Source organism: Achromobacter sp. JD417 (assembly GCF_041879325.1).
GTDB classification, from domain to species: Bacteria; Pseudomonadota; Gammaproteobacteria; order Burkholderiales; family Burkholderiaceae_B; genus Achromobacter; species Achromobacter mucicolens.
This window is the reverse complement of the sequence record NZ_CP087159.1, coordinates 1,268,972-1,286,294: the sequence shown is the minus strand read 5'-3', so window position 1 is coordinate 1,286,294 and position 17,323 is coordinate 1,268,972. Positions and strand designations below refer to the sequence as shown.

General features: G+C 67.1%; 17 protein-coding genes. 9 read left to right on the top strand and 8 right to left on the bottom strand.

Annotated features, from left to right (window positions below):
* The first annotated feature begins 2 nt into the window (after nt 1-2).
* Nucleotides 3-1,424, top strand: a complete 1,422-nt coding sequence (locus tag LN047_RS05930) for a sensor histidine kinase (RefSeq protein ID WP_373981314.1) — start codon at nt 3-5, stop codon at nt 1,422-1,424.
* Nucleotides 1,417-2,487 carry an ABC transporter substrate-binding protein gene (locus tag LN047_RS05925; RefSeq protein ID WP_373981313.1) on the top strand — a complete coding sequence of 357 codons (1,071 nt, stop codon included), beginning with the start codon at nt 1,417-1,419 and terminating at the stop codon, nt 2,485-2,487. Before LN047_RS05930 ends, LN047_RS05925 begins: the two co-directional genes overlap by 8 nt.
* Before the next feature lie 33 nt (nt 2,488-2,520).
* Here LN047_RS05925 and LN047_RS05920 read toward each other — a convergent pair whose 3' ends face one another.
* Nucleotides 2,521-3,255, bottom strand: a complete 735-nt coding sequence (locus LN047_RS05920) for an SDR family oxidoreductase (protein WP_062840600.1) — start codon at nt 3,253-3,255, stop codon at nt 2,521-2,523.
* 176 nt (nt 3,256-3,431) lie between these two features.
* On the opposite strand from LN047_RS05920, the gene LN047_RS05915 reads away from it, so the two are divergent.
* The 6 genes from LN047_RS05915 to LN047_RS05890 all read left to right on the top strand — a co-directional run bounded on the left by LN047_RS05915 (nt 3,432) and on the right by LN047_RS05890 (nt 9,841).
* Complete coding sequence (locus tag LN047_RS05915; protein ID WP_373981312.1) at nt 3,432-4,391, top strand: AraC family transcriptional regulator N-terminal domain-containing protein; 960 nt, start codon at nt 3,432-3,434, stop codon at nt 4,389-4,391.
* A gap of 62 nt (nt 4,392-4,453) precedes the next feature.
* A complete protein-coding gene (locus LN047_RS05910; RefSeq protein ID WP_373981311.1) occupies nt 4,454-4,660 on the top strand; it encodes a hypothetical protein in 207 nt (68 codons plus the stop codon).
* Between the two features lie 248 nt (nt 4,661-4,908).
* Nucleotides 4,909-5,994 carry a LuxR C-terminal-related transcriptional regulator gene (locus LN047_RS05905; protein WP_180098989.1) on the top strand — a complete coding sequence of 362 codons (1,086 nt, stop codon included), beginning with the start codon at nt 4,909-4,911 and terminating at the stop codon, nt 5,992-5,994.
* A 204-nt stretch (nt 5,995-6,198) separates the two neighbouring features.
* Nucleotides 6,199-6,528 carry a DUF4148 domain-containing protein gene (locus tag LN047_RS05900; RefSeq protein WP_175156774.1) on the top strand — a complete coding sequence of 110 codons (330 nt, stop codon included), beginning with the start codon at nt 6,199-6,201 and terminating at the stop codon, nt 6,526-6,528.
* A 293-nt stretch (nt 6,529-6,821) separates the two neighbouring features.
* The gene (locus tag LN047_RS05895; protein ID WP_152383638.1) at nt 6,822-9,284 is read left to right on the top strand and encodes a penicillin acylase family protein; all 2,463 of its coding nucleotides are present in this window, start codon (nt 6,822-6,824) and stop codon (nt 9,282-9,284) included.
* A gap of 113 nt (nt 9,285-9,397) precedes the next feature.
* Nucleotides 9,398-9,841: a CopD family copper resistance protein gene (locus LN047_RS05890; protein ID WP_373981310.1), complete on the top strand. Its 444-nt coding sequence runs from the start codon at nt 9,398-9,400 to the stop codon at nt 9,839-9,841.
* Nucleotides 9,842-9,855: 14 nt separating this feature from the next.
* On the opposite strand, the gene LN047_RS05885 is transcribed toward LN047_RS05890, so the two are convergent.
* The gene (locus LN047_RS05885) at nt 9,856-10,590 is read right to left on the bottom strand and encodes a DUF4377 domain-containing protein (RefSeq protein ID WP_373981309.1); all 735 of its coding nucleotides are present in this window, start codon (nt 10,588-10,590) and stop codon (nt 9,856-9,858) included.
* Here LN047_RS05885 and LN047_RS05880 point away from each other — a divergent pair.
* Entirely contained in the window at nt 10,589-10,810 is a 222-nt protein-coding gene (locus LN047_RS05880; protein WP_373981308.1) for a hypothetical protein, read from the top strand. The two genes, LN047_RS05885 and LN047_RS05880, sit on opposite strands and share 2 nt — an antisense overlap.
* Before the next feature lie 43 nt (nt 10,811-10,853).
* Here the strand turns inward: LN047_RS05880 and LN047_RS05875 are convergent, their stop codons facing one another.
* The 6 genes from LN047_RS05875 to LN047_RS05850 all read right to left on the bottom strand — a co-directional run bounded on the left by LN047_RS05875 (nt 10,854) and on the right by LN047_RS05850 (nt 17,293).
* On the bottom strand, nt 10,854-11,681 hold the full coding sequence (locus tag LN047_RS05875; RefSeq protein ID WP_373981307.1) for a lysozyme inhibitor LprI family protein: 828 nt from the start codon (nt 11,679-11,681) through the stop codon (nt 10,854-10,856).
* A 128-nt stretch (nt 11,682-11,809) separates the two neighbouring features.
* Nucleotides 11,810-13,891: a DUF4387 family protein gene (locus tag LN047_RS05870; protein WP_373981306.1), complete on the bottom strand. Its 2,082-nt coding sequence runs from the start codon at nt 13,889-13,891 to the stop codon at nt 11,810-11,812.
* 143 nt (nt 13,892-14,034) lie between these two features.
* Complete coding sequence (locus tag LN047_RS05865; protein WP_373981305.1) at nt 14,035-14,961, bottom strand: LysR substrate-binding domain-containing protein; 927 nt, start codon at nt 14,959-14,961, stop codon at nt 14,035-14,037.
* Nucleotides 14,962-14,974: 13 nt separating this feature from the next.
* Complete coding sequence (locus LN047_RS05860) at nt 14,975-15,403, bottom strand: VOC family protein (protein ID WP_056321595.1); 429 nt, start codon at nt 15,401-15,403, stop codon at nt 14,975-14,977.
* Nucleotides 15,404-15,545: 142 nt separating this feature from the next.
* On the bottom strand, nt 15,546-16,145 hold the full coding sequence (locus LN047_RS05855; RefSeq protein ID WP_056322712.1) for a nitroreductase family protein: 600 nt from the start codon (nt 16,143-16,145) through the stop codon (nt 15,546-15,548).
* A gap of 182 nt (nt 16,146-16,327) precedes the next feature.
* Nucleotides 16,328-17,293, bottom strand: a complete 966-nt coding sequence (locus LN047_RS05850; RefSeq protein ID WP_373981304.1) for a Bug family tripartite tricarboxylate transporter substrate binding protein — start codon at nt 17,291-17,293, stop codon at nt 16,328-16,330.
* Between the last annotated feature and the right edge of the window lie 30 nt (nt 17,294-17,323).

The following is a 17,323-nucleotide window of genomic DNA, read 5'->3' as shown; positions in this document are numbered from 1 at the left end:
CCATGATCCGGCCGCGCCCCGAGCAGCCTCGCCGCATTTCCGTCCGCCGCCGGCTGCTGACCGTGCTGGGGATGCTGTTCGCGGCCGGGCTGGCTGCGATCTACCTGCTGCTGCGCGGCTACGCGCACCAGACCGCCGACACCACCTACGATCAATTGCTGCGCGCGTCCGTGCTGTCCATGTCCGACAGCCTGCAGCTCGTGCAGGGCGAGTGGCAGATGGACATGCCCTACGCTGCGCTTGCCCTGCTGGAGCAGGCGCCGCGCGATCGCGTGTTCTACCGGGTGGCTTCGGCGCGCGGCGCGCTGATTTCCGGTTACGGCGACCTGCCCGCGCCGCCCGCGCGCGGCAACGCCGACGCCAGCACGCCGCAGCTTTACGCGGCCGAATACCAAGGCGAACCGGTGCGCGTCGCGTGGATGGAACGCAAGGTGGCGGGTCCGCAAGAGACCGAAACCGCGATCATCCAGGTCGCCCAGACACGCGAGGCGCGCAACGCGCTGGCCGAACGCATCCTGTGGCAAGGCACGCTGGCGCTGATCGGCTTTACCGCCGCCGCGCTGGCGCTGGCGTATTGGGGATTGCAGCGGTCGCTCTCGCCCATCCAGCGGGTCGAGCGCGAGCTGGCCGCCCGCTCGGCGTCGGACCTGCATCCCATTGCCGCGCCGGTGCCTGAAGAGCTGGACATGCTGGTCCAGTCGCTGGACGGCTTCATGGGCCGGCTGTCGGAAAACCTGGACACGCTGCGCCTGTTCATTGCCGAGGCCGCGCACCAGCTGCGCACGCCGCTGGCCGCGCTGCATGCGCAGATGGAAGTCGCGCTGGACGAGGACGACCCGATGGAGCAGCGGCGCAGCCTCGCGGCCGTGCTGCGCAATGCCGAAAAGCTGTCGCGTCTGGTCAACCAGCTGCTCAGCGACGCCAGCGTCATCCATCGCAGCAACGTCAGGCAGTTCCAGCCGGTCGACGTGGCCGAGCTGCTGAGCCAGGCCGTCTACGACACGGTTCCGCAGGCCGATCCCCAGCCCGACGTCCGGCTGCACCTGCCGTCCCCTGGCGACGAAACGCCCCGCGTGCAGGGCGACAGCCTGATGCTGCGCGAAGCGTTCAAGAATCTGATCGACAACGCCTTGCGCCACGGCGCCAACGAGGACGGCCACATCGACGTTCGCCTGGAACGGCATGACGGCGGCTGTCGCATCACGGTGTCCGACCAGGGCCCGGGCATCCCGCCGGCGCTGGCCAACACCGCCTTCGAACGCTTTGCGCGCGGTCCCAATCCGCGCGCGCCCGGCGCGGGCCTGGGCCTGTCGATCATCAAGCGCGTCGTCGACATCCACGGCGGCACGCTCAGCCTGAGCAACCGCGTGGGCGGCGGGCTGGACGCCGTCATCACATTGCCTGGAGGCCCCGGTCATGCGTGACGCCCTGACCTTCCTGCGCGGCCTGGCCGCAAGCGCCGCGCTGACGCTCGCCGCGATCGGCCACGCCGCCGAAGTCAGCAGCAGCGGCCTGACCCTGGGCCCCGCCGACAGCAGCAACGTGCTGGTCGTGCATGCGTCCAACAGCGTGCAGGTGTTTCGCGGCGTGCTGGAAGACTTCAGCCGGCTCAACCCCTCCGTGCGGCTGGAGTACACCGAGCTGTCGACGCAGGAACTCTACCGCGAGACCGTGGACCGCGCGGCGAGGTCGCCCGGCGTTCCGTCCGGGCCCGACATCGTCATCAGCAGCGCCATGGACCTGCAGACCAAGCTGGTCAACGACGGCTACGCGCGCATGCACCTATCGCCGCAGACGCGCGCCCTGCCCGGCTGGGCCAACTGGCGCGACGAGGTCTTCAGCATCGGCACCGACCCCATCGTCATGGTCTACAACACGCAAAAGCTTGACGCCGCACGCGTGCCGCACACCCGCCGCGAACTGCTGTCGCTGCTGCAGGCGCCCGACCAGCCGCTGGCCGGCCGCATCTCCACCTACGACGTGCAGGGCAGCGGCATCGGCTATCTGGCGGCCACGCAGGACACGCGGCTCGACAGCATGGCCGGCGCCCTGCTCGCCGCCTTTGGCCGCAATGGCGTGTCCATCCACGAGTCCACCGAACATGCGCTGGACAAGCTGGAAAGCGGCGAGGTCACGCTGGCCTACAACCTGCTGGAATCCTATACGCGGCACCGCATCGACAACGGCGCGCCGCTTGCGATCATCTACCCGCAGGACTACACGCTGATGCTGTCGCGCTCGGCCATCATTCCGCGCCAGGCGCCACGCAGCGACCTGGGCGCGCTGTTCCTGGACTACCTGCTGTCGGCGCGCGGCCAGGACGCGCTGGCCCGGGAATCCGGCATGCGCCCGGTCAGCGCGTCGATCGTGCCCGCGGCCGGCGTGCGGCCTGTCGCCCTGGGCGTCGGCCTGCTGGTGTACCTGGACCCGCTCAAGAAACGCCACTTCCTGGACCTGTGGCGCGCGGCCATCTTCCCGCCGCGCTGACGCCGGGCTCGATGGCGCGCGGCGGCCGCAGGTTCAATGCGGACTGGCCGTCGGGCGCACCACCACTTCGCTGACGTCCACGTCATCCGGTTGTTCGATGGCGTAGGCAATGGCACGGGCGATGGCGTCCGGGTGCAGGGCGACGCGGCGGAACGACTGCATTGCCACGCGCGCGGTGTCGTCGGTGATGGTATCGGCCAGTTCGGATTCGACGACGCCGGGGCAGACCACTGTCACGCGGATCTTGCTGGTCTCCTGGCGCAGGCCGTCCGAAATCGCGCGCACCGCGAATTTGGTCGCGCAGTACACGGCGGCCGTGGGCGACACGCTCAGGCCGCCGATGGAAGACACGTTGATCACCTGGCCGTGCCCCTGGCGTTCCATGCCCGGCAGCACCGCGGCGATGCCATGCAGCACGCCGCGGATGTTCACGTCGATCATGCGGTCCCACTCGTCCACCTTCAGCGAAGACAAGGGCGACAGCGGCATGACGCCCGCGTTGTTGACGATCACGTCCACTTGCCCGAAAGCTGCCTCTGCCCCACGCACGAAGGCCTGCATGTCTTCGGCGGATGTGACGTCCAGCGCGCGAAACGCCGCCGTGCCGCCCTTTGCCCGAATCTCTTGCACCAGCGTTTCCAGCCGGTCCGTGCGCCGCGCGCCCACATACACGCGGTGGCCTTGGGCGGCCAGCAACCGCGCCGCCGCCTCGCCGATCCCGCTGCTGGCGCCGGTGATCAGCACTACTTTGGATTGCCGTTCTTGCATCGAAGTCATGGTCGTTCTCCAGGTTGTTTTCCGTGACTGAAATGCTACGGACCCGGGCACCCAGCGCGAATACCCGCGTCTATCGCACCCTTGCCTATTTCTATCGCCCGCCATGTTCCGGCCGGGAAGACGCCGGTAGAATGTGCCGCACCGGAACCGAAACACGGGATGCCCCCATGACGCTACCGTCCAGTCCGCAGTCGCGCGAAATGATTGCCCTCATCGAACGCCTGGCGCCCAACGAGGGCTACAGCCTGTCCGCGCTGGACGGGGTGCGCTTCATGCGCTCGGACCGTCCGCTCGGCCGCACGCCGGTCCTGTACGAACCCGGCATCGTCATCGTCTGCCAGGGCCGCAAGCTCGGCTTCCTGGGCGATGAGGTCTACGTGTACGACGCGCAGCACTATCTGGTGCTGTCCGTTCCCCTGCCCTTTTCCACCGAAACGCAGGCCAGCCGTGAAGAACCCTTGCTGGCCGTGTCCATCCGGCTGGACCTGACCACCGTGGCGGACCTGGTGGTGGCGATCGACGCGCTTGCCGGCGCGCGCTCGGGCGATGCCCAATCCGGCGAGGCGCCGCTGGGCATTGCTTCCACCCCGTTGTCGATGGAACTGGCGGACGCCACCGTGCGCCTGCTGCGCGCGCTGTGCAACCCGCTGGATGCCGAGATCCTGGGCCCGGCGCTCGTGCGCGAGATCTGCTTTCGCGTCCTCACCGGCGATCAAGGCGACGCCTTGCGCGCGGCCCTGGCGCACCCGGGCCGCTTCGGCCGCGTCGCCCGGGCGCTGCGGCGCATCCATACGGACTTTTCACAACCGCTGGACGTGACGCACCTGGCGCAGGAAGCCGGCATGAGCGTGCCGGCCTTCCATGTCAATTTCAAGGCGGTCACGCAGACCTCGCCGGTCCAGTACATCAAGTCCACGCGCCTGCATCACGCGCGGCTCATGATGATCCGCGACGGCCTGACGGCGGCGTCGGCCTCGGCGCGCGTGGGTTACGAGAGCGCCTCGCAGTTCAGCCGCGAATTCAAGCGCTTTTTCGGCCGCACGCCCATCGAGGAAGTGCGCGACATGAAGGCCTCGTTCGCGCTGTCGCCCGCGGCCGCCATCGGAGATTTCGCATCCCGCCATTGAGACGGGCGCGGCGCCCGATCGTGTAGCATTCGGCGCAATTGCCGCACTCTTCACGCCTCAGGATGTCCGACGTATCCCGCCCCATTGGCCTGCATCACAAGACCGCCCAAGCGATCCAGGACGAAACGCTGGCCGCCATCCACCGCTGGTTCGACACGCTGCAAGCGCGCGACGACATCGATGCCATCGTGGCCCGCACAAGGCGCGGCTGCTGCGGCTGCTGGCGTAGTAGACGGCACGGCAAGGGCGCCTCTGCGCAAGGCGGTTGAATTAGCCCGGTATCGCCGCATCAACGCGGCATTTGCCGCGTGAAAATGCGCGGCGAAATGCGCCTTGCGCGCAAGTTTGCGACGATAATCGGCGCTGGGCCCACCGCCATTGCCAACCTGATATGCGCGGCGCGCCCGCCGCTTTGATCCGCAGCAGCGGTGCGCCGCCCCCTTGCCGGCCGGCGCCACCTACAACCATCTGTGACACGTAGCAGCGTTTACGTCTGAACCAGAGTTGGAGGCACGCCATGCCCGATCATCGAATCGCCTTGCGCCGCGCCGTCGAGGCCGTGGACCATCTGACCGATCCCGAGCCGCCGTGGCGCGACATCCTGGGCACGGCCCGCGATCTGGTCGGGGCCGACAGCGGAACGCTCATCGTGTTCGACGCCAGGAACAAGCTGTTGACGCTGTCCGCCATCGGTTTCTCCGACGCGTGCGCGTCGGACTACCAAGCGCATTTCTACAGCTGCGACATCCTTGAGCAGGACGGGCGCCATGCCCCGGCCGGCACGTGGCTGGACACCGCGCGGATGTACGACGCCGCCCAGTTGCACCGCACCGAGTTCTACGCGGACTTCATGGTCCGGCATCGCATGGCGCAACTGCTGTCGCTCATCATCGAATCGAACACCGTCCTGCACGCGGCGATCGGCTTTCAACGTTCGTCCGTGGATGCAAAGGCCGGCGACCGGCTGCAATCCGGCGACTTTGGCCGGTACTTTCGCGTGCTGCGTCATCAACTGTCGCAGCGCGAGCGCAATCGCGCCATCGGCTGGAAGTCGCTGGAAAGCGCATTTTCAGAAGTCCACGAAGCGGTGCTGCTCATCAGCGTGGATTGCATCGTCGACAAGCTGTCGCCGTTGGCGGTGGGGTTTCTGGACGACGTCAATGGCTGGACCCTGCATGGCCGCAGGCTGCGCCACGCCGACGCCAAGGTGCAGCGGCTGTTCGACGCGCACTGCGCCGCGGTGGCGCGCGACGGCCAGATGCGGTCGATGGCCACCGCATCGGGGTGGGGGGAACTCTTCTGGGTCGACATCAGCGCGGCGCCGCCCGCGCTCAGCCTCATCGGCGGCCGGATGCTGCTGATGCGCATGCGCAAGAAGAGCGCCTTTGCAATGCCGGACGTCACCAAGCTGCAATCGGTGTTCTCCATCACGCATGCCGAGGCCGCGGTGCTGGCGGGATTGGCGGCGGGTCATAGCGTCGAGGAGGTTGCCACCCTGCGTCATGCCTCCGTCCTGACGGTGCGCAAACAGGTGGCGTCGCTGCTGACCAAGATGGAGTGCAGCCGGCAATCGGAACTGGTCCGGCTGGCCTCGCTGCTGTAGCGCAAGGATGACGCGGCGTACTCAATCTTGAGTATGTGGTCTGCACCCATGCGGCCCTACGATGAATCCGAAGGCATGAGTACCGGGCGGCCCCATGTCCGCCGGATGCCTTCCCCCGGCCTGCGCCGGCCTCATCCAAAGGCCTTTGCTCGAGAGAGCCTGAGCCCCGGTCCGGCGCCCCTGTTCGTCACCAGGAGTTCCCACATGAAGCCCCTACTTCCCTTACGCGCCCTTGTTCCGGCCGCGCTGGCGGCTTTTGCCCTGCTGTCCGGCCCTGCCGGTGCGCAACCTGCGGCCTCCGCCCCCGCCACGGCCGCGCCGCCGTCCAACTACACCCCTACCCGCGCCGAGGTCGAACGCGATCTGGCGGCGTGGAAGGAATCGGGCGTCGAAGCCCAATGGGCCGGCGAAGAAACCCCCAACATCAACAGCCCGACCTATATCACCGACTACCAGAAGTACGTCAGTTCGGTGCGCGGCGGCGACATGGCCCAACCGCCCGCCAGCCAGACGGGTTCGCAGCGACGGTGGTGATTGCCGCGGCGCGTGGCCTGACCTGACCCTGCGGGTTGGGCCACCCCGCGATGTCGTGACGAAAAATGTCATGACATCGCGCACGTCCAAGCAAGCCAGCCGGCCGGCAGTGCGTCCCCGGCAAACGGCGTGCGCCAAGGCGTTACAAGTCCTGCCAGAATTAATCAAATAAAACACTTCTCCCCGCGCTTCTGCTTTAGTTCTAGCCGTTGCATGGTGTTGCGTTTGGCGCGGCTGCCTGCGTCTTGCGTACCGCCGGCATAGAAAAGATCAATAACCCGGAGGAGAAGTCTATGCGTACGTTCAAGCGCAGGGCCGCCGCATTGCTGGCGAGCGGCCTGATTGCAGTGCTGGCGGGCTGCGCCTCGCCAGGCGGCAAGAAGGAAACGATCGCCATGGCGGGGCTGTCGCAGCCCGTGGAAATCGTCAGGGACAAGCACGGCGTGTCCCACATCTACGCCAAGAACCAGGCCGACCTGTTCTTTGCCCAGGGCTTTTCCGCGGCGCGCGACCGCCTGTGGCAGCTGGACCTGTGGCGCCGCCAGGGCGAAGGCAAGATGGCCGAACAGTTCGGCCCGCGTTTCATCGAGCAAGACCGCGCGGCGCGGCTTTTCCGCTACCGGGGCGACATGCAGGCGGAATTCGCAAGCTACCACCCCGACGGCCAGGCCATCCTGACGGCGTTCGCCAATGGCATCAACGCCTACGTGAACTGGGTCAAGGCCAATCCCGACCAGATGCCGCCGGAGTTCAAGCTGACCGGCACCGAGCCCGGCTACTGGAGCCCGGAGACCTCGCTGATCCGCATCTACGGGCTGACGCGCAACGTCAGCGAGGAAGTGCGGATGTCCGAGCAGATCGCCGCACTGGGGCTCAATGCCGTGCAGGGGCTGACCACCTTCGAGCCGCCCCTGGCGTTGCAGGTGCCCGCCGGTCTGGACGTGCGCCAGATCAACAAGTCCGTGCTCGCCACCTACCGGCTGGCGCGCGACGGTCAGAAGTTCGAGGCGGGCGACTTCCCGCGCAGCCCGCTCGCCGCCGACGAACGGGCCAAGCTGGCCAGCGCCTTGTCCGAGGGCCGGCTTGCCTCGCTGGATCCGGCCTTCGACCCGCTGGCGCCGCGCTATGAAAGCAACAACTGGACGCTGAGCGGCGAACGCACCGCGACCGGCAAGCCCATTCTGGCGGGCGACCCGCACCGGTCCATCACCATGCCGTCGCTGCGCTACATGGTTCACCTGAATGCGCCGGGCTGGAACGTGATCGGCGCGGGCGAACCGGCGTTGCCCGGCGTCTCGATGGGACACAACGACCGCATCGCGTTCGGCCTGACCATCTTCGCCTTCGGCGACGAGGAAGACCTCTACGTCTACGACACCAATCCCGCCAACCCCAGCGAATACCGCTACCAGGGCGGCTGGGAAAAGATGCGCCAGATCGACGAGACGATTGCCGTGCGCGGCGCCTCGCCAGCAACACGCAGCCTGAAATTCACGCGCCACGGGCCGGTCATCCATGAAGACCCGGTGCGGCGCAAGGCCTACGCCCTGCGCGCCGCCTATCTGGAATTTCCGGGGACGGCGGCCTACCTGGCCAGCCTTCGCCTGAACCAGGCGCAGAACTGGAACGAGTTCGTGGCGGGCATGGAAAAGCACTACACGCCAAGCGAGAACATGGTGTACGCCGACGTGGACGGCAACATCGGCTGGTTCGGCGGCAGCATCGCGCCGATCCGTCCGCGCAATGACTGGTCCGGCATGCTGCCCGTGCCCGGCAACGGCGACTTCGAATGGCGGGGCGTGCTGCCCGGCAGTTCCCTGCCGCGCGTCTTCAACCCGCCCGAAGGCTATGTCGCCACGGCCAATGAGTACAACCTGCCCGCCAACTACCCGTACAAGGACATGTCGGCGCGCACGTGGGCCGAACCCTTCCGCGTGCAGCGCATCCGGGAGGTGGTGGCCGACGGCCGGGGCCTGACCGTGCAGCAATCCCAGGACTTGCAGTTCGACAACCTGTCGATCCCGGCCCGCACGCTGGGCGGTTACGCCAAGTCGTTGAACTCGGCGGACCCGAACGTCGGCGCGGCGCTGAGCCTCTTGAAGGACTGGGATTACCGCATGGAGACCGACTCCCGTGCGGCGACCGTGTACGCGTTCTGGTTGCCCGAAGTCGTCAAGCGCGTGACCGACCTGTACGTGCCGGCAAACGGACGCGCCGCCTTCGGCGACCTTTCCACCCGCCGGACACTGGAAAAGCTGGCCACGCCCGACACCGCTTTCGGCCCCCGGCCTGAACAGGGCCGCGACGCCCTGCTATTGCAGGCGCTGGCCGACGGCCTGACGAAGCTCACCGCCAAGATGGGGCCGGATTCGACACAGTGGCAGTGGGGCAAGCTGCACCACATCCAGTTCGATCACAGCCTGGCCAGCCTCCTGCCGCCCGACACGGCCAAGGCTTGGGCCACGCCGCGCTATCCGGTGGGCGGCGACAACGACACCGTGCACCGCGCGACGTTCCGCAAGAGCGACTTCCGCCAAACCAGCGGCGCATCGTACCGCCAGGTGATCGACGTGGCCGACTGGGACAACTCGCGCGTGCAGAACGTGCCGGGCCAATCGGCGGATCCGCGCAGCCCGCACTACCAGGATCTGCTCAAGGGCTGGGCGACGGGCGAGTATTTCCCCATGGCGTTCAGCCGCGCCAAGGTGGACAGCCAGCGCTCGGATACGTTGACGCTGCAGCCTGCGGGCAAGTGAGCTGACATCCCGGCTTTTTGATCGGGCTGCTTGCTGGGTACGGTGTCAGACGGGGCCCCGCCCCCTTGATGTTTGTCATTTCCCGCCGCCATCCGGCGGCGGAGAATACCGCCATGACCCTCTATCCCGTGCTGCTCATCCTGCACCTGCTTGCCGCCTTCCTGTTCGTCGGCACCGTCGCTTTCGAGGTGCTGTTCCTGGAACCGGTGCACCGGCGCCTGCCCCCGGACGTGCGCAAGGCGCTGGGCAGCCAGCTTGGGCCCCGGGTGCGTTCGGTGGTGCCCTGGTCGGTGCTGGTGCTGTACCTGGCGGGGTTGGGGCTGGCCTGGCAGCATCGCGGTGCGCTTGCCGCGCCGCTGGCCTCATCGTTCGGGCTGCTGCTGACCGTGAAGATCCTGCTGGCCGTCAGCGTGCTGGTTCACGTCGTGACGGCGTTGGTGATGGCACGCCGGCGCAAGCTAACCGGCGCGCTGCAAAGCCGGCTGCACACCAGCGTGTTCTGTCACATGGTCGCCATTGTCGTGCTGGCCAAGGCGATGTTCTACATCACCTGGTGACCCGGCGCTGGCAGCTATCGCTTCGCTGCCTTGCCCGACGCGTCCTGCTCGACCACCATGTCCAGCACGTAGACCTTGGACGGCGCATCGGCGGGCGGATTCTTCCAGTCGTAGCGCTTGACGCGCAGCACGGTGCGCACGCCGTCCTGGTGCTCGAATCCCTCGATCGACTGATACAGCGGCTGCCACTTGTCCGGCGCGGGCAAGGCGATGCCCGCCTCGTTGAATTTACGCTCGCGCACCATCAGGCACTGGTAGTGCGGAATCATCGGATGGCTGCACTCGGCACGCTTGGCCGCCACTTCCAGGAACATGATCTGGCCCGTGCTGCCATACAGGGTTTCGGGCGTCGGTTCGCCGATGAACGTCAGGACGCTGCCGTCCTGCGCGGCCAGTTCCAGGGCGGGCTCGGCCTTGTCGCCCGACAGCGTCACGCGCAATTGCCCTTTGAGCCGCTGGGCGATTTCCGCGTCGAGCTGCATCAGGCTTTGTTCGCACGCCTTCATCGTGGAGGCCAGGTTCGCGATGGTCAGCACGCCATTCTTGTACGTGTACCCGCCGAACTGCGCGTTGCAGCCGCCGCGGACATTGACGCCATCGTCCTTGAAGGTCAGCCGCACCTGATGTTCGACCCCCTTTTGCAGCGCCGCGATGGCCTTGCCCGCGGGGTCGGTGGCGGCGGTCAGGCGCCAGTGGTAGGCGGAGAGGCCGGCTTGGGTGGCGGCTGACGTGGCGGCGGAATCAGGCATGGCGGACGATCCTTCATGGGGAGAGGTCGCGGGCGCGCAGGCAGACAGCAGCGCGGCGCAAACGGATGCAAGAAGGAGGGTTTTTTTCATGATTGGTTCCTGTCAGCCGCTGGCCGGAAAGAAAAGCGGCATTCTACGTCCGTGGTGTGGACGAAATGGCCAGCGCGCCGGCCATACCGTTTCCAAATCTTGCGAGCGCGGCGCGCGAATTACAGTCTGACACTTTCGTCTGCCGTCCGCGCCGCCGCGGGCGTCAGCGCGCGCTACTTTCCGTCGGGATAGGCCGGACTGGCCAGGCAGGCCTGCGCCCATTCGTAGTCGTCGGTATCGAAGATCTCGCCGTCGATCTTTGGCAGCGGCTTGTCGGCATAAGCGAAATCGGGCTTTGCCGGCGACCGGTTCCAATGGGTCTTGCCATTGCCGTCGCTGCACGCCTCGTCGGCGCTGCTGAACGAGCACGACGCGATGACCTTGGGCCTGCCGTTCTCGACGTTGGCCACGTAGCGCTTCGTGTAGACGCCGCCGGACGCCCAGTACTCGTCGATCGTGCAGACGCGGTCCTTGTTCTGGTAATGGCGTGTGGCAAAGCAGGCGTAGTTGTTGTAGTCGGGCGGCAGCACGTCGCACGACGACGCGAAGCCGGCAAACGGGCCGCCGGTGAACTGCGCGCGGAATTTGCGCTGTTCCAGCGCCCGCGCGATCAGGACCGGGGTGTCGGACCCCTTGGCCTTTTCCTTGAACTGGGCGCTGCGCGCAAGAATCAGGCTGCGCGCCGCCTGTGCGGGGGTCTTGCCGTCGGGCAGCAGGTCGGGCGACTCGATCAATCTTTCCAGTGCGTTGTCGCGCGCCGCCAGCCAACGCTTCTGGCCGTCGACCAGCATGGTGCGAATTTCGGCATCGGGCGCCGCCTTCAAGAGCGCACTGTAGTCGCGGTTCAACGCGGCGTCGGCCGAAACGGCGCCGCGGTCGGCGCAGATCAGTTTCTCGACGCCGGTGGCGGCCTTCTTGCAATCGATGGCCAGCGCAGGCGCGGACAACGCGAACAAGCCGGCCAGGGACAGCAACCGTAGTGCGGGAATTCCAGGTCTCATCGGATTCTTCTCGGGTTCGATGGCGGGTGAACAGCGTGCCATTCTGGCATGAATCCGGGGACGCCCTAAAAACGGCAAACCCGCCGTCCGCCCTGGTATTGGGCGAGCGGCGGGCCGGGCGATGCGCGCTACAACGCCGAGGCCATCGCCAGGCGCTCTGCGTAATGCGGTATCGACAGGCGCTCGATGACGGCCTGCTGCTGCGCCCCGAACACGTCGCGCTCGTCAGGCGAGGCCGAAATGTTCGGGCGGTCGATCGTCAGCTTGATGGCATTGCAGCTATCCACGAAGAACGTGCCCACCACGCGCTCGGGCGCCACGCCCAGCACACGCGCCACGTTGGCCGCGCAGAACACGTTCGAACGCAGCGCGGCCTCGTAGTCGGTGGCCGAATTGAACACGATGTCGAACGTCAGCCGGTTGATGCCGGCGTCCTTGCTGCGCACCACCACGGCCATGTCCAGCAGCGGCTGCTCGCGCTGCGGCGTTCCTGCAGGCGGCACGTCGGCGATCAGGGACAGCGTGCGATCGTCCAGGTTGCCCTCGTAGCCCGTGATGCCGATGTCCGCGTACCGCGGCCGGTCGGATCCGCTTTCCCTCCACGCCGCGCCGTTGATGCGGAAGTACGTGATCGGGAACATGCGGTTCTTGATGATGTCCTCGTTCTGCAAGAGGTGATAAAGCGTCCATTCGTAGGCGTCGCCCGCGTCCATGTTCAGGCGCGAGCCGTCACGGGCGGGGGCCAGCGACAACAGGCGTTTCAGGTCGGCCTGATGTCTCTCGGCAAGCTGCGCGGCATCGCGGTCGATGGTGCGAACCAGCGCCACCGGCCGGCTGGTGTCGGCTTCATGGATCTTCCACGTTGCGGCGCGCAATGCGTCCGGAAACTCTGCCTGCACCAGCTTGAGCACGGCGTCCTTGATCATCGGGTAGTTGGCCTGGAACACCGGATCGCGCGTGCCGCTGGGAACCACCGCGCCATACTGGCCGTCCTCGCGCTGAAAGCTCACCAGGTTGGGCGACAGCGGATAGGCAATGTTGCCCGCGGTGGCCTTGCGGCCGGCATAGCCATAGTGGATCAGGTAGTGGGTCAGCAGGCTGGCCAGCGTTTCGGCCGCCTGCGGCGTGGCCGCGCAGGTTTCCACGATCAGGCCCAACTCCGCTTCGCCCTCGCGCAGCGGCACGGCCTGCACCCCGTTGCGGCCGTAGACCAGCACGTCGGCGGGCACGCGCGGCAGATCCGTGGGGTCCAGGTGAACCAGCGACACCTTGCGCTTGCCCAGCCGCCGCGCGCCTTCCAGCTTGATGCTCCACGGCCAGGGTTTGCCTGCCTGCACGAACTGGCTGTTGCGGATGCCGGCGGTGCGCGCATCGCGCGCGAAGAATTCGGTGTGCTCCATCGCCAGGATCCCCTCGGGATAGAACTGGAGCTGGGGATGGCTTTCCTCGTAGAGCGAATGCGCGGCAATCGAATACGGCGTGCAGCGCCGACCCGGATCCGGCGCCACGAAAAGCGCGGTGCCGTCGTCGTAGATTTCCGCGACCAGACAATCCGACGGCGAACCCGGGTCGCAGGCCAGCGCGCCGCATTCCAGCACGTGGCCGACGTGATAGGCCAGCCCCGGGTCGATGCCGCGGCGGATCATGTCGGACGCGAACAGCGCAATGTCGCACGACCGGCCGGCCAGCACATACTTCGCGCCGCTGTCCAATGCCGTGATGAGGGGATGCACGCCCATCTGTCCCACGATGGTGCTCTCTTCCAGCGCCGCCGCGTCCAGCTCGGGGCCCGCGCCCGTGGGCCGCAGCGCGCCCGCCCGGAATTCCCGGATCACGCTGGCCGGGTCCAGCTCGGACCGGATGACGGCCACGGTGCGGTCCTTCACGCCCAGCTCGTCAAAGACTTCCTTGGCGACGTCGATCATCCAATCCAGGTTGCGGTTGCCGCCGGCCATGCCGCAGCTGCCCAGGATGACCGGTCCGTCGATGCGCTCGCCCGCCTCGACCATGTGGCGAAAGTCCGCCTTCACGGCCTCGCGTTCGAAGTATTCGGTGCCCGTGTCCAGGTAATACGGGCCGGCGTCCATCGACCCCGCATCCGAGATCACGGCATCGATACGCCCTTCCAGCGCCTTCTGCAGCGATTCACGGGGAAATCCATATCCCAGCGCGCCGCACGCGGACACCACGCGATAAACCAGCTTTGCCATCGTCACTCTCCTGTTTGCAGGCCGCGGACATTGCGGTTGCTGCCTGGGAGTGCACTTTGCGCCGGCTTCGGCGGCAGGAAAAATACTATGTCGATATGCGGGTATCGGCCGCCGATATGGCTGTCTGGCCTGTCGGCGGCGCGTCAGGACGCCAGCGGTTCCGCGCCGGCCAGTCCCTTTTCCGCGACGTGGCGCATGACGAATTCGCTGAGCAGCGTGCGCACCGCCTCGGCTGGCGGCGCCAGCGGCACGTCGCTGGAGGCGATGACCGCCGCGGTCAGATAGACGGGCGGCTCGATCATCGCCGCCGACACCTGGGCATGCCCGGGTGCGCGCGAGAAGTCGCCAAGCGGCAGGATGGTGTGGCCGATGCCCGCCTGCACCGCCGACAGCATCCCCGAGAAAACCTCGGTTTCCGCGACCACCTGCGGCACGATGCCGGCTTCGGAAAACAGCCGGTCCAGCAGGTTGCGCGTCATGTTGGGATGGGCGGGCAGGATGAGCGGCATGCCGGCCAGTTGCTCAAAGCGCATGGCGCAAGGCCGGCGCCCCGGCTTGCGCGGGCTGACCACGAACAGCCGTTGCCGGAAGAGTGGCTGGCGCGCAAAGCCGGTGGTCGGCTCGTCCTCGAACACCAGCGCCAGGTCGAGCGAACTGTCGCGGATCCGGGCCCCCAACTGGCCGCTTGCGTCGCTGCTGAAGCGCAGGCTGATCTTGGGCAGCGATGCCCGGCACTTTTCCATCAATTCGCCCGCCAGGAACGACGCCAGCGTGGACGACATGCCGATCCGCACCACGCCCTGGATGTCGCCGCCCAGCGAGCGCACGATCTGCGGGATGCGCTCCATGCGACTCAGGATGGAAGCGGCTTCCGTGTACAGCGCGGCGCCGGCGGCCGTGGGACGCGCGCCCCGCGCACTGCGGTGCAATAGCGTCACGCCCAGCTCTTCTTCGAGCGCCGCGATCTGCTGGCTGAGCGCCGGCTGCGCCACCGGAATGAGCGCCGCCGCGCGGGAGAAACTGCCCGCTTCGACGATCTTCACGAAATACCGGAGATGGCGCAGTTGCACGGACGCGCTCCGTTCAGAACGTCACCGTGACGGACGGCGCGCTGCGCCGGGCTTCGCCGTGGAACACGGCTTCGATGTTGTTGCCGTCCGGATCCAGCACGAATGCGCCGTAGTAGCCGGGGTGGTAATCGCGAAATCCCGGCGCGCCGTTGTCCTGGCCGCCGTGGGCCAGCGCCGCCTTGTAGAACGCGTCCACCATCGCCTGATCGCGCGCCTGGAACGCAAGATGGTGGCGACCCGTCAACTGGCCCAGTGCGGCCTGGCTGTCGGCCGTCGACACGAACAGTTCGTCGGCCCAGAAGTAGTCGTCCGCCGTGCCGCCCATGGGCACCTCCAGGGCGTCGAACACTGCCTGGTAAAAGCGCTGGCTGGCGGGCAGGTCCCGCACGACAAGCTGGATGTGATCGATCAGGCGGCCGCGATGGATCTCGTTGGTCTGCATGACGTTTCCTTTCGGGTTGACAGGCTCAGTCGACTATAGCGCCATCCGCCGCCCGAAAATGACAAAGCCCGCATGGCGCTGTCGAGCCATGCGGGCCTGAAGACCGCGGTCATGCCGGGCGCGCGCGGCGCGCCCGAGGCGATCAGCCAAACACGCGGAAGCGTTCGGCGTCGTCCATGAACGGCTTGTCGCCGAAACCGGCTTCGTTCGAGCCGAACGGCATCTGCGCGCGCAGCTTCCAGTAGGCGGGGACGTTCCACTCACGCGCCACGGCGGCGTCGATCAGCGGGTTGTAGTGCTGCAGGCTGGCGCCGACGCCGGCGTTGGCCAGCGCGGTCCAGACGGAAAGCTGGGCCATGCCGCCCGACTGCTCGGACCACACGGGGAAGTTGTCGGCGTACAGCGCAAACTTTTCCTGCAGGCTGCGCACCACGTCCTGGTCTTCGAAGAACAGGATCGTGCCCACGCCGGCGGCAAAGCTCTTGAGCTTGGCTTCGGTCTTGTCGAAACCTTCGGCCGGCGCAACCTTGCGCACTTCTTCCGTGGTCAGGTTCCAGAGCTTTTCGCTTTCGGCGCCAAACAGGATCACGGCGCGCGAGCTTTGCGAGTTGAAGGACGACGGGCTGTGCTTGATCGCTTCCTGGATCAGCGTGGTCAGTTCTTCCTTGGAGGCCGACAGGTTGCGGCCCAGCGAATACTGCGTGCGGCGCTGCTTGAGCGCTTCGAGATATGCGTTGCTCATGTTTTGACCTTTCGACCAGTAGATAGAGATGACGATGGGAGGCATTCTACCGGCTGGACCATGACGCGAATACCCGTTCAACCGCACTTCGGCTGGAACAAACTGTTCCACCGGTGAGATCAAACGGGTGAAATCGGTGCGTCGGGGCGGCAAATACACGGACGTTGCGCCCCTCCGGATCCTCAGTCGGCGCGGAACCCCGTCGCCTTCACCACCTCGGTCCAGCGCTTGGATTCGGCGGTCAGCAGCGCCTGCAGGGCCTGGCGGTCCGAACCCACGACGACGAAGCCAGCCTCGCCCAGCGTCTTCACGGCGGCGGGCTGGCGCAGCGCGGCTGCACTGTCGGCCTGCAGGCGGGTAAGCACGGCGTCGGGCGTGCCGGCCGGGGCGAATAGCGCAAACCAGGCGCCGAAGTTGACCGCTGGCAAGCCGCGCTCGGCAAAAGTCGGCACATCGGCCAGGGCCTGGGTGCGTTGCGCGCCCGTGGTGGCCAGCGCGCGCAGCTTGCCGCCCTGCACCTGGGGCGCGGCCAGCGCGGTCGTCACGAACGCCGCCTGCACGCCGCCGGACACCAGCCCGGAGACGGCATCTCCGGTCGAACGGTAGTGGATGGCTTCGATCTTCAGGCCGGCCTCGCGCGCAAAGAGCTCGGCGCCGAAGTGGCCCGGCGTGCCCGCGCCGAAGGTGGCGAAGTTCAGGCGGTCCGGCGCCTTTTTCGCGGCGTCGATGAACGCCGCCAGGTCCTTGTAGGGCGACGTGGCCGGCACGACCAGCACGAAGTCGGCGCGCACCACCTCGGAAATCGGGGCGAAATCGCGCGGCGGATCGTAATTCAGATTGCGGTACGTGGCGGGCGAAATGCTGATCGACCCGACCTCGCCCAGCAGCAACGTCTGGCCGTCGGCCGGACTGCGCGCGACGGTCTGCGCGGCGATCTGCCCGCCCGCGCCCACCTTGTTTTCCACCACCACGCTTTCGCCCAGCAGCGGGCCCATGTGCTGGGACAGGGTGCGCGCCACGATATCGGGCCCGGTGCCGGGCGGAAAGCCCACGTTCAGGCGCACCGGCCCATTGGGAAATTGCGCGGCCGCGGCAAGCGGCACGGACAGCAGTAAGCCGCCCAGCAGGCGGCGCAGCATCGTTTGCATGGTTGTCTCCTGGTTTTTTTAATGCCGCGG

Bases quoted from the DNA above. Each gene is read 5' to 3' on its own strand.
- LN047_RS05860 (WP_056321595.1), bottom strand. From the start codon at position 15,403: ATGCAGACCAACGAGATCCATCGCGGCCGCCTGATCGATCACATCCAG.
- LN047_RS05850 (WP_373981304.1), bottom strand. From the start codon at position 17,293: ATGCAAACGATGCTGCGCCGCCTGCTGGGCGGCTTACTGCTGTCCGTG.
- LN047_RS05880 (WP_373981308.1), top strand. From the start codon at position 10,589: ATGGCGGACGATCCTTCATGGGGAGAGGTCGCGGGCGCGCAGGCAGAC.
- LN047_RS05920 (WP_062840600.1), bottom strand. From the start codon at position 3,255: ATGCAAGAACGGCAATCCAAAGTAGTGCTGATCACCGGCGCCAGCAGC.
- LN047_RS05885 (WP_373981309.1), bottom strand. From the start codon at position 10,590: ATGCCTGATTCCGCCGCCACGTCAGCCGCCACCCAAGCCGGCCTCTCC.
- LN047_RS05895 (WP_152383638.1), top strand. From the start codon at position 6,822: ATGCGTACGTTCAAGCGCAGGGCCGCCGCATTGCTGGCGAGCGGCCTG.
- LN047_RS05855 (WP_056322712.1), bottom strand. From the start codon at position 16,145: ATGAGCAACGCATATCTCGAAGCGCTCAAGCAGCGCCGCACGCAGTAT.
- LN047_RS05870 (WP_373981306.1), bottom strand. From the start codon at position 13,891: ATGGCAAAGCTGGTTTATCGCGTGGTGTCCGCGTGCGGCGCGCTGGGA.
- LN047_RS05915 (WP_373981312.1), top strand. From the start codon at position 3,432: ATGACGCTACCGTCCAGTCCGCAGTCGCGCGAAATGATTGCCCTCATC.
- LN047_RS05875 (WP_373981307.1), bottom strand. From the start codon at position 11,681: ATGAGACCTGGAATTCCCGCACTACGGTTGCTGTCCCTGGCCGGCTTG.
- LN047_RS05930 (WP_373981314.1), top strand. From the start codon at position 3: ATGATCCGGCCGCGCCCCGAGCAGCCTCGCCGCATTTCCGTCCGCCGC.
- LN047_RS05900 (WP_175156774.1), top strand. From the start codon at position 6,199: ATGAAGCCCCTACTTCCCTTACGCGCCCTTGTTCCGGCCGCGCTGGCG.
- LN047_RS05910 (WP_373981311.1), top strand. From the start codon at position 4,454: ATGTCCGACGTATCCCGCCCCATTGGCCTGCATCACAAGACCGCCCAA.
- LN047_RS05905 (WP_180098989.1), top strand. From the start codon at position 4,909: ATGCCCGATCATCGAATCGCCTTGCGCCGCGCCGTCGAGGCCGTGGAC.
- LN047_RS05890 (WP_373981310.1), top strand. From the start codon at position 9,398: ATGACCCTCTATCCCGTGCTGCTCATCCTGCACCTGCTTGCCGCCTTC.
- LN047_RS05925 (WP_373981313.1), top strand. From the start codon at position 1,417: ATGCGTGACGCCCTGACCTTCCTGCGCGGCCTGGCCGCAAGCGCCGCG.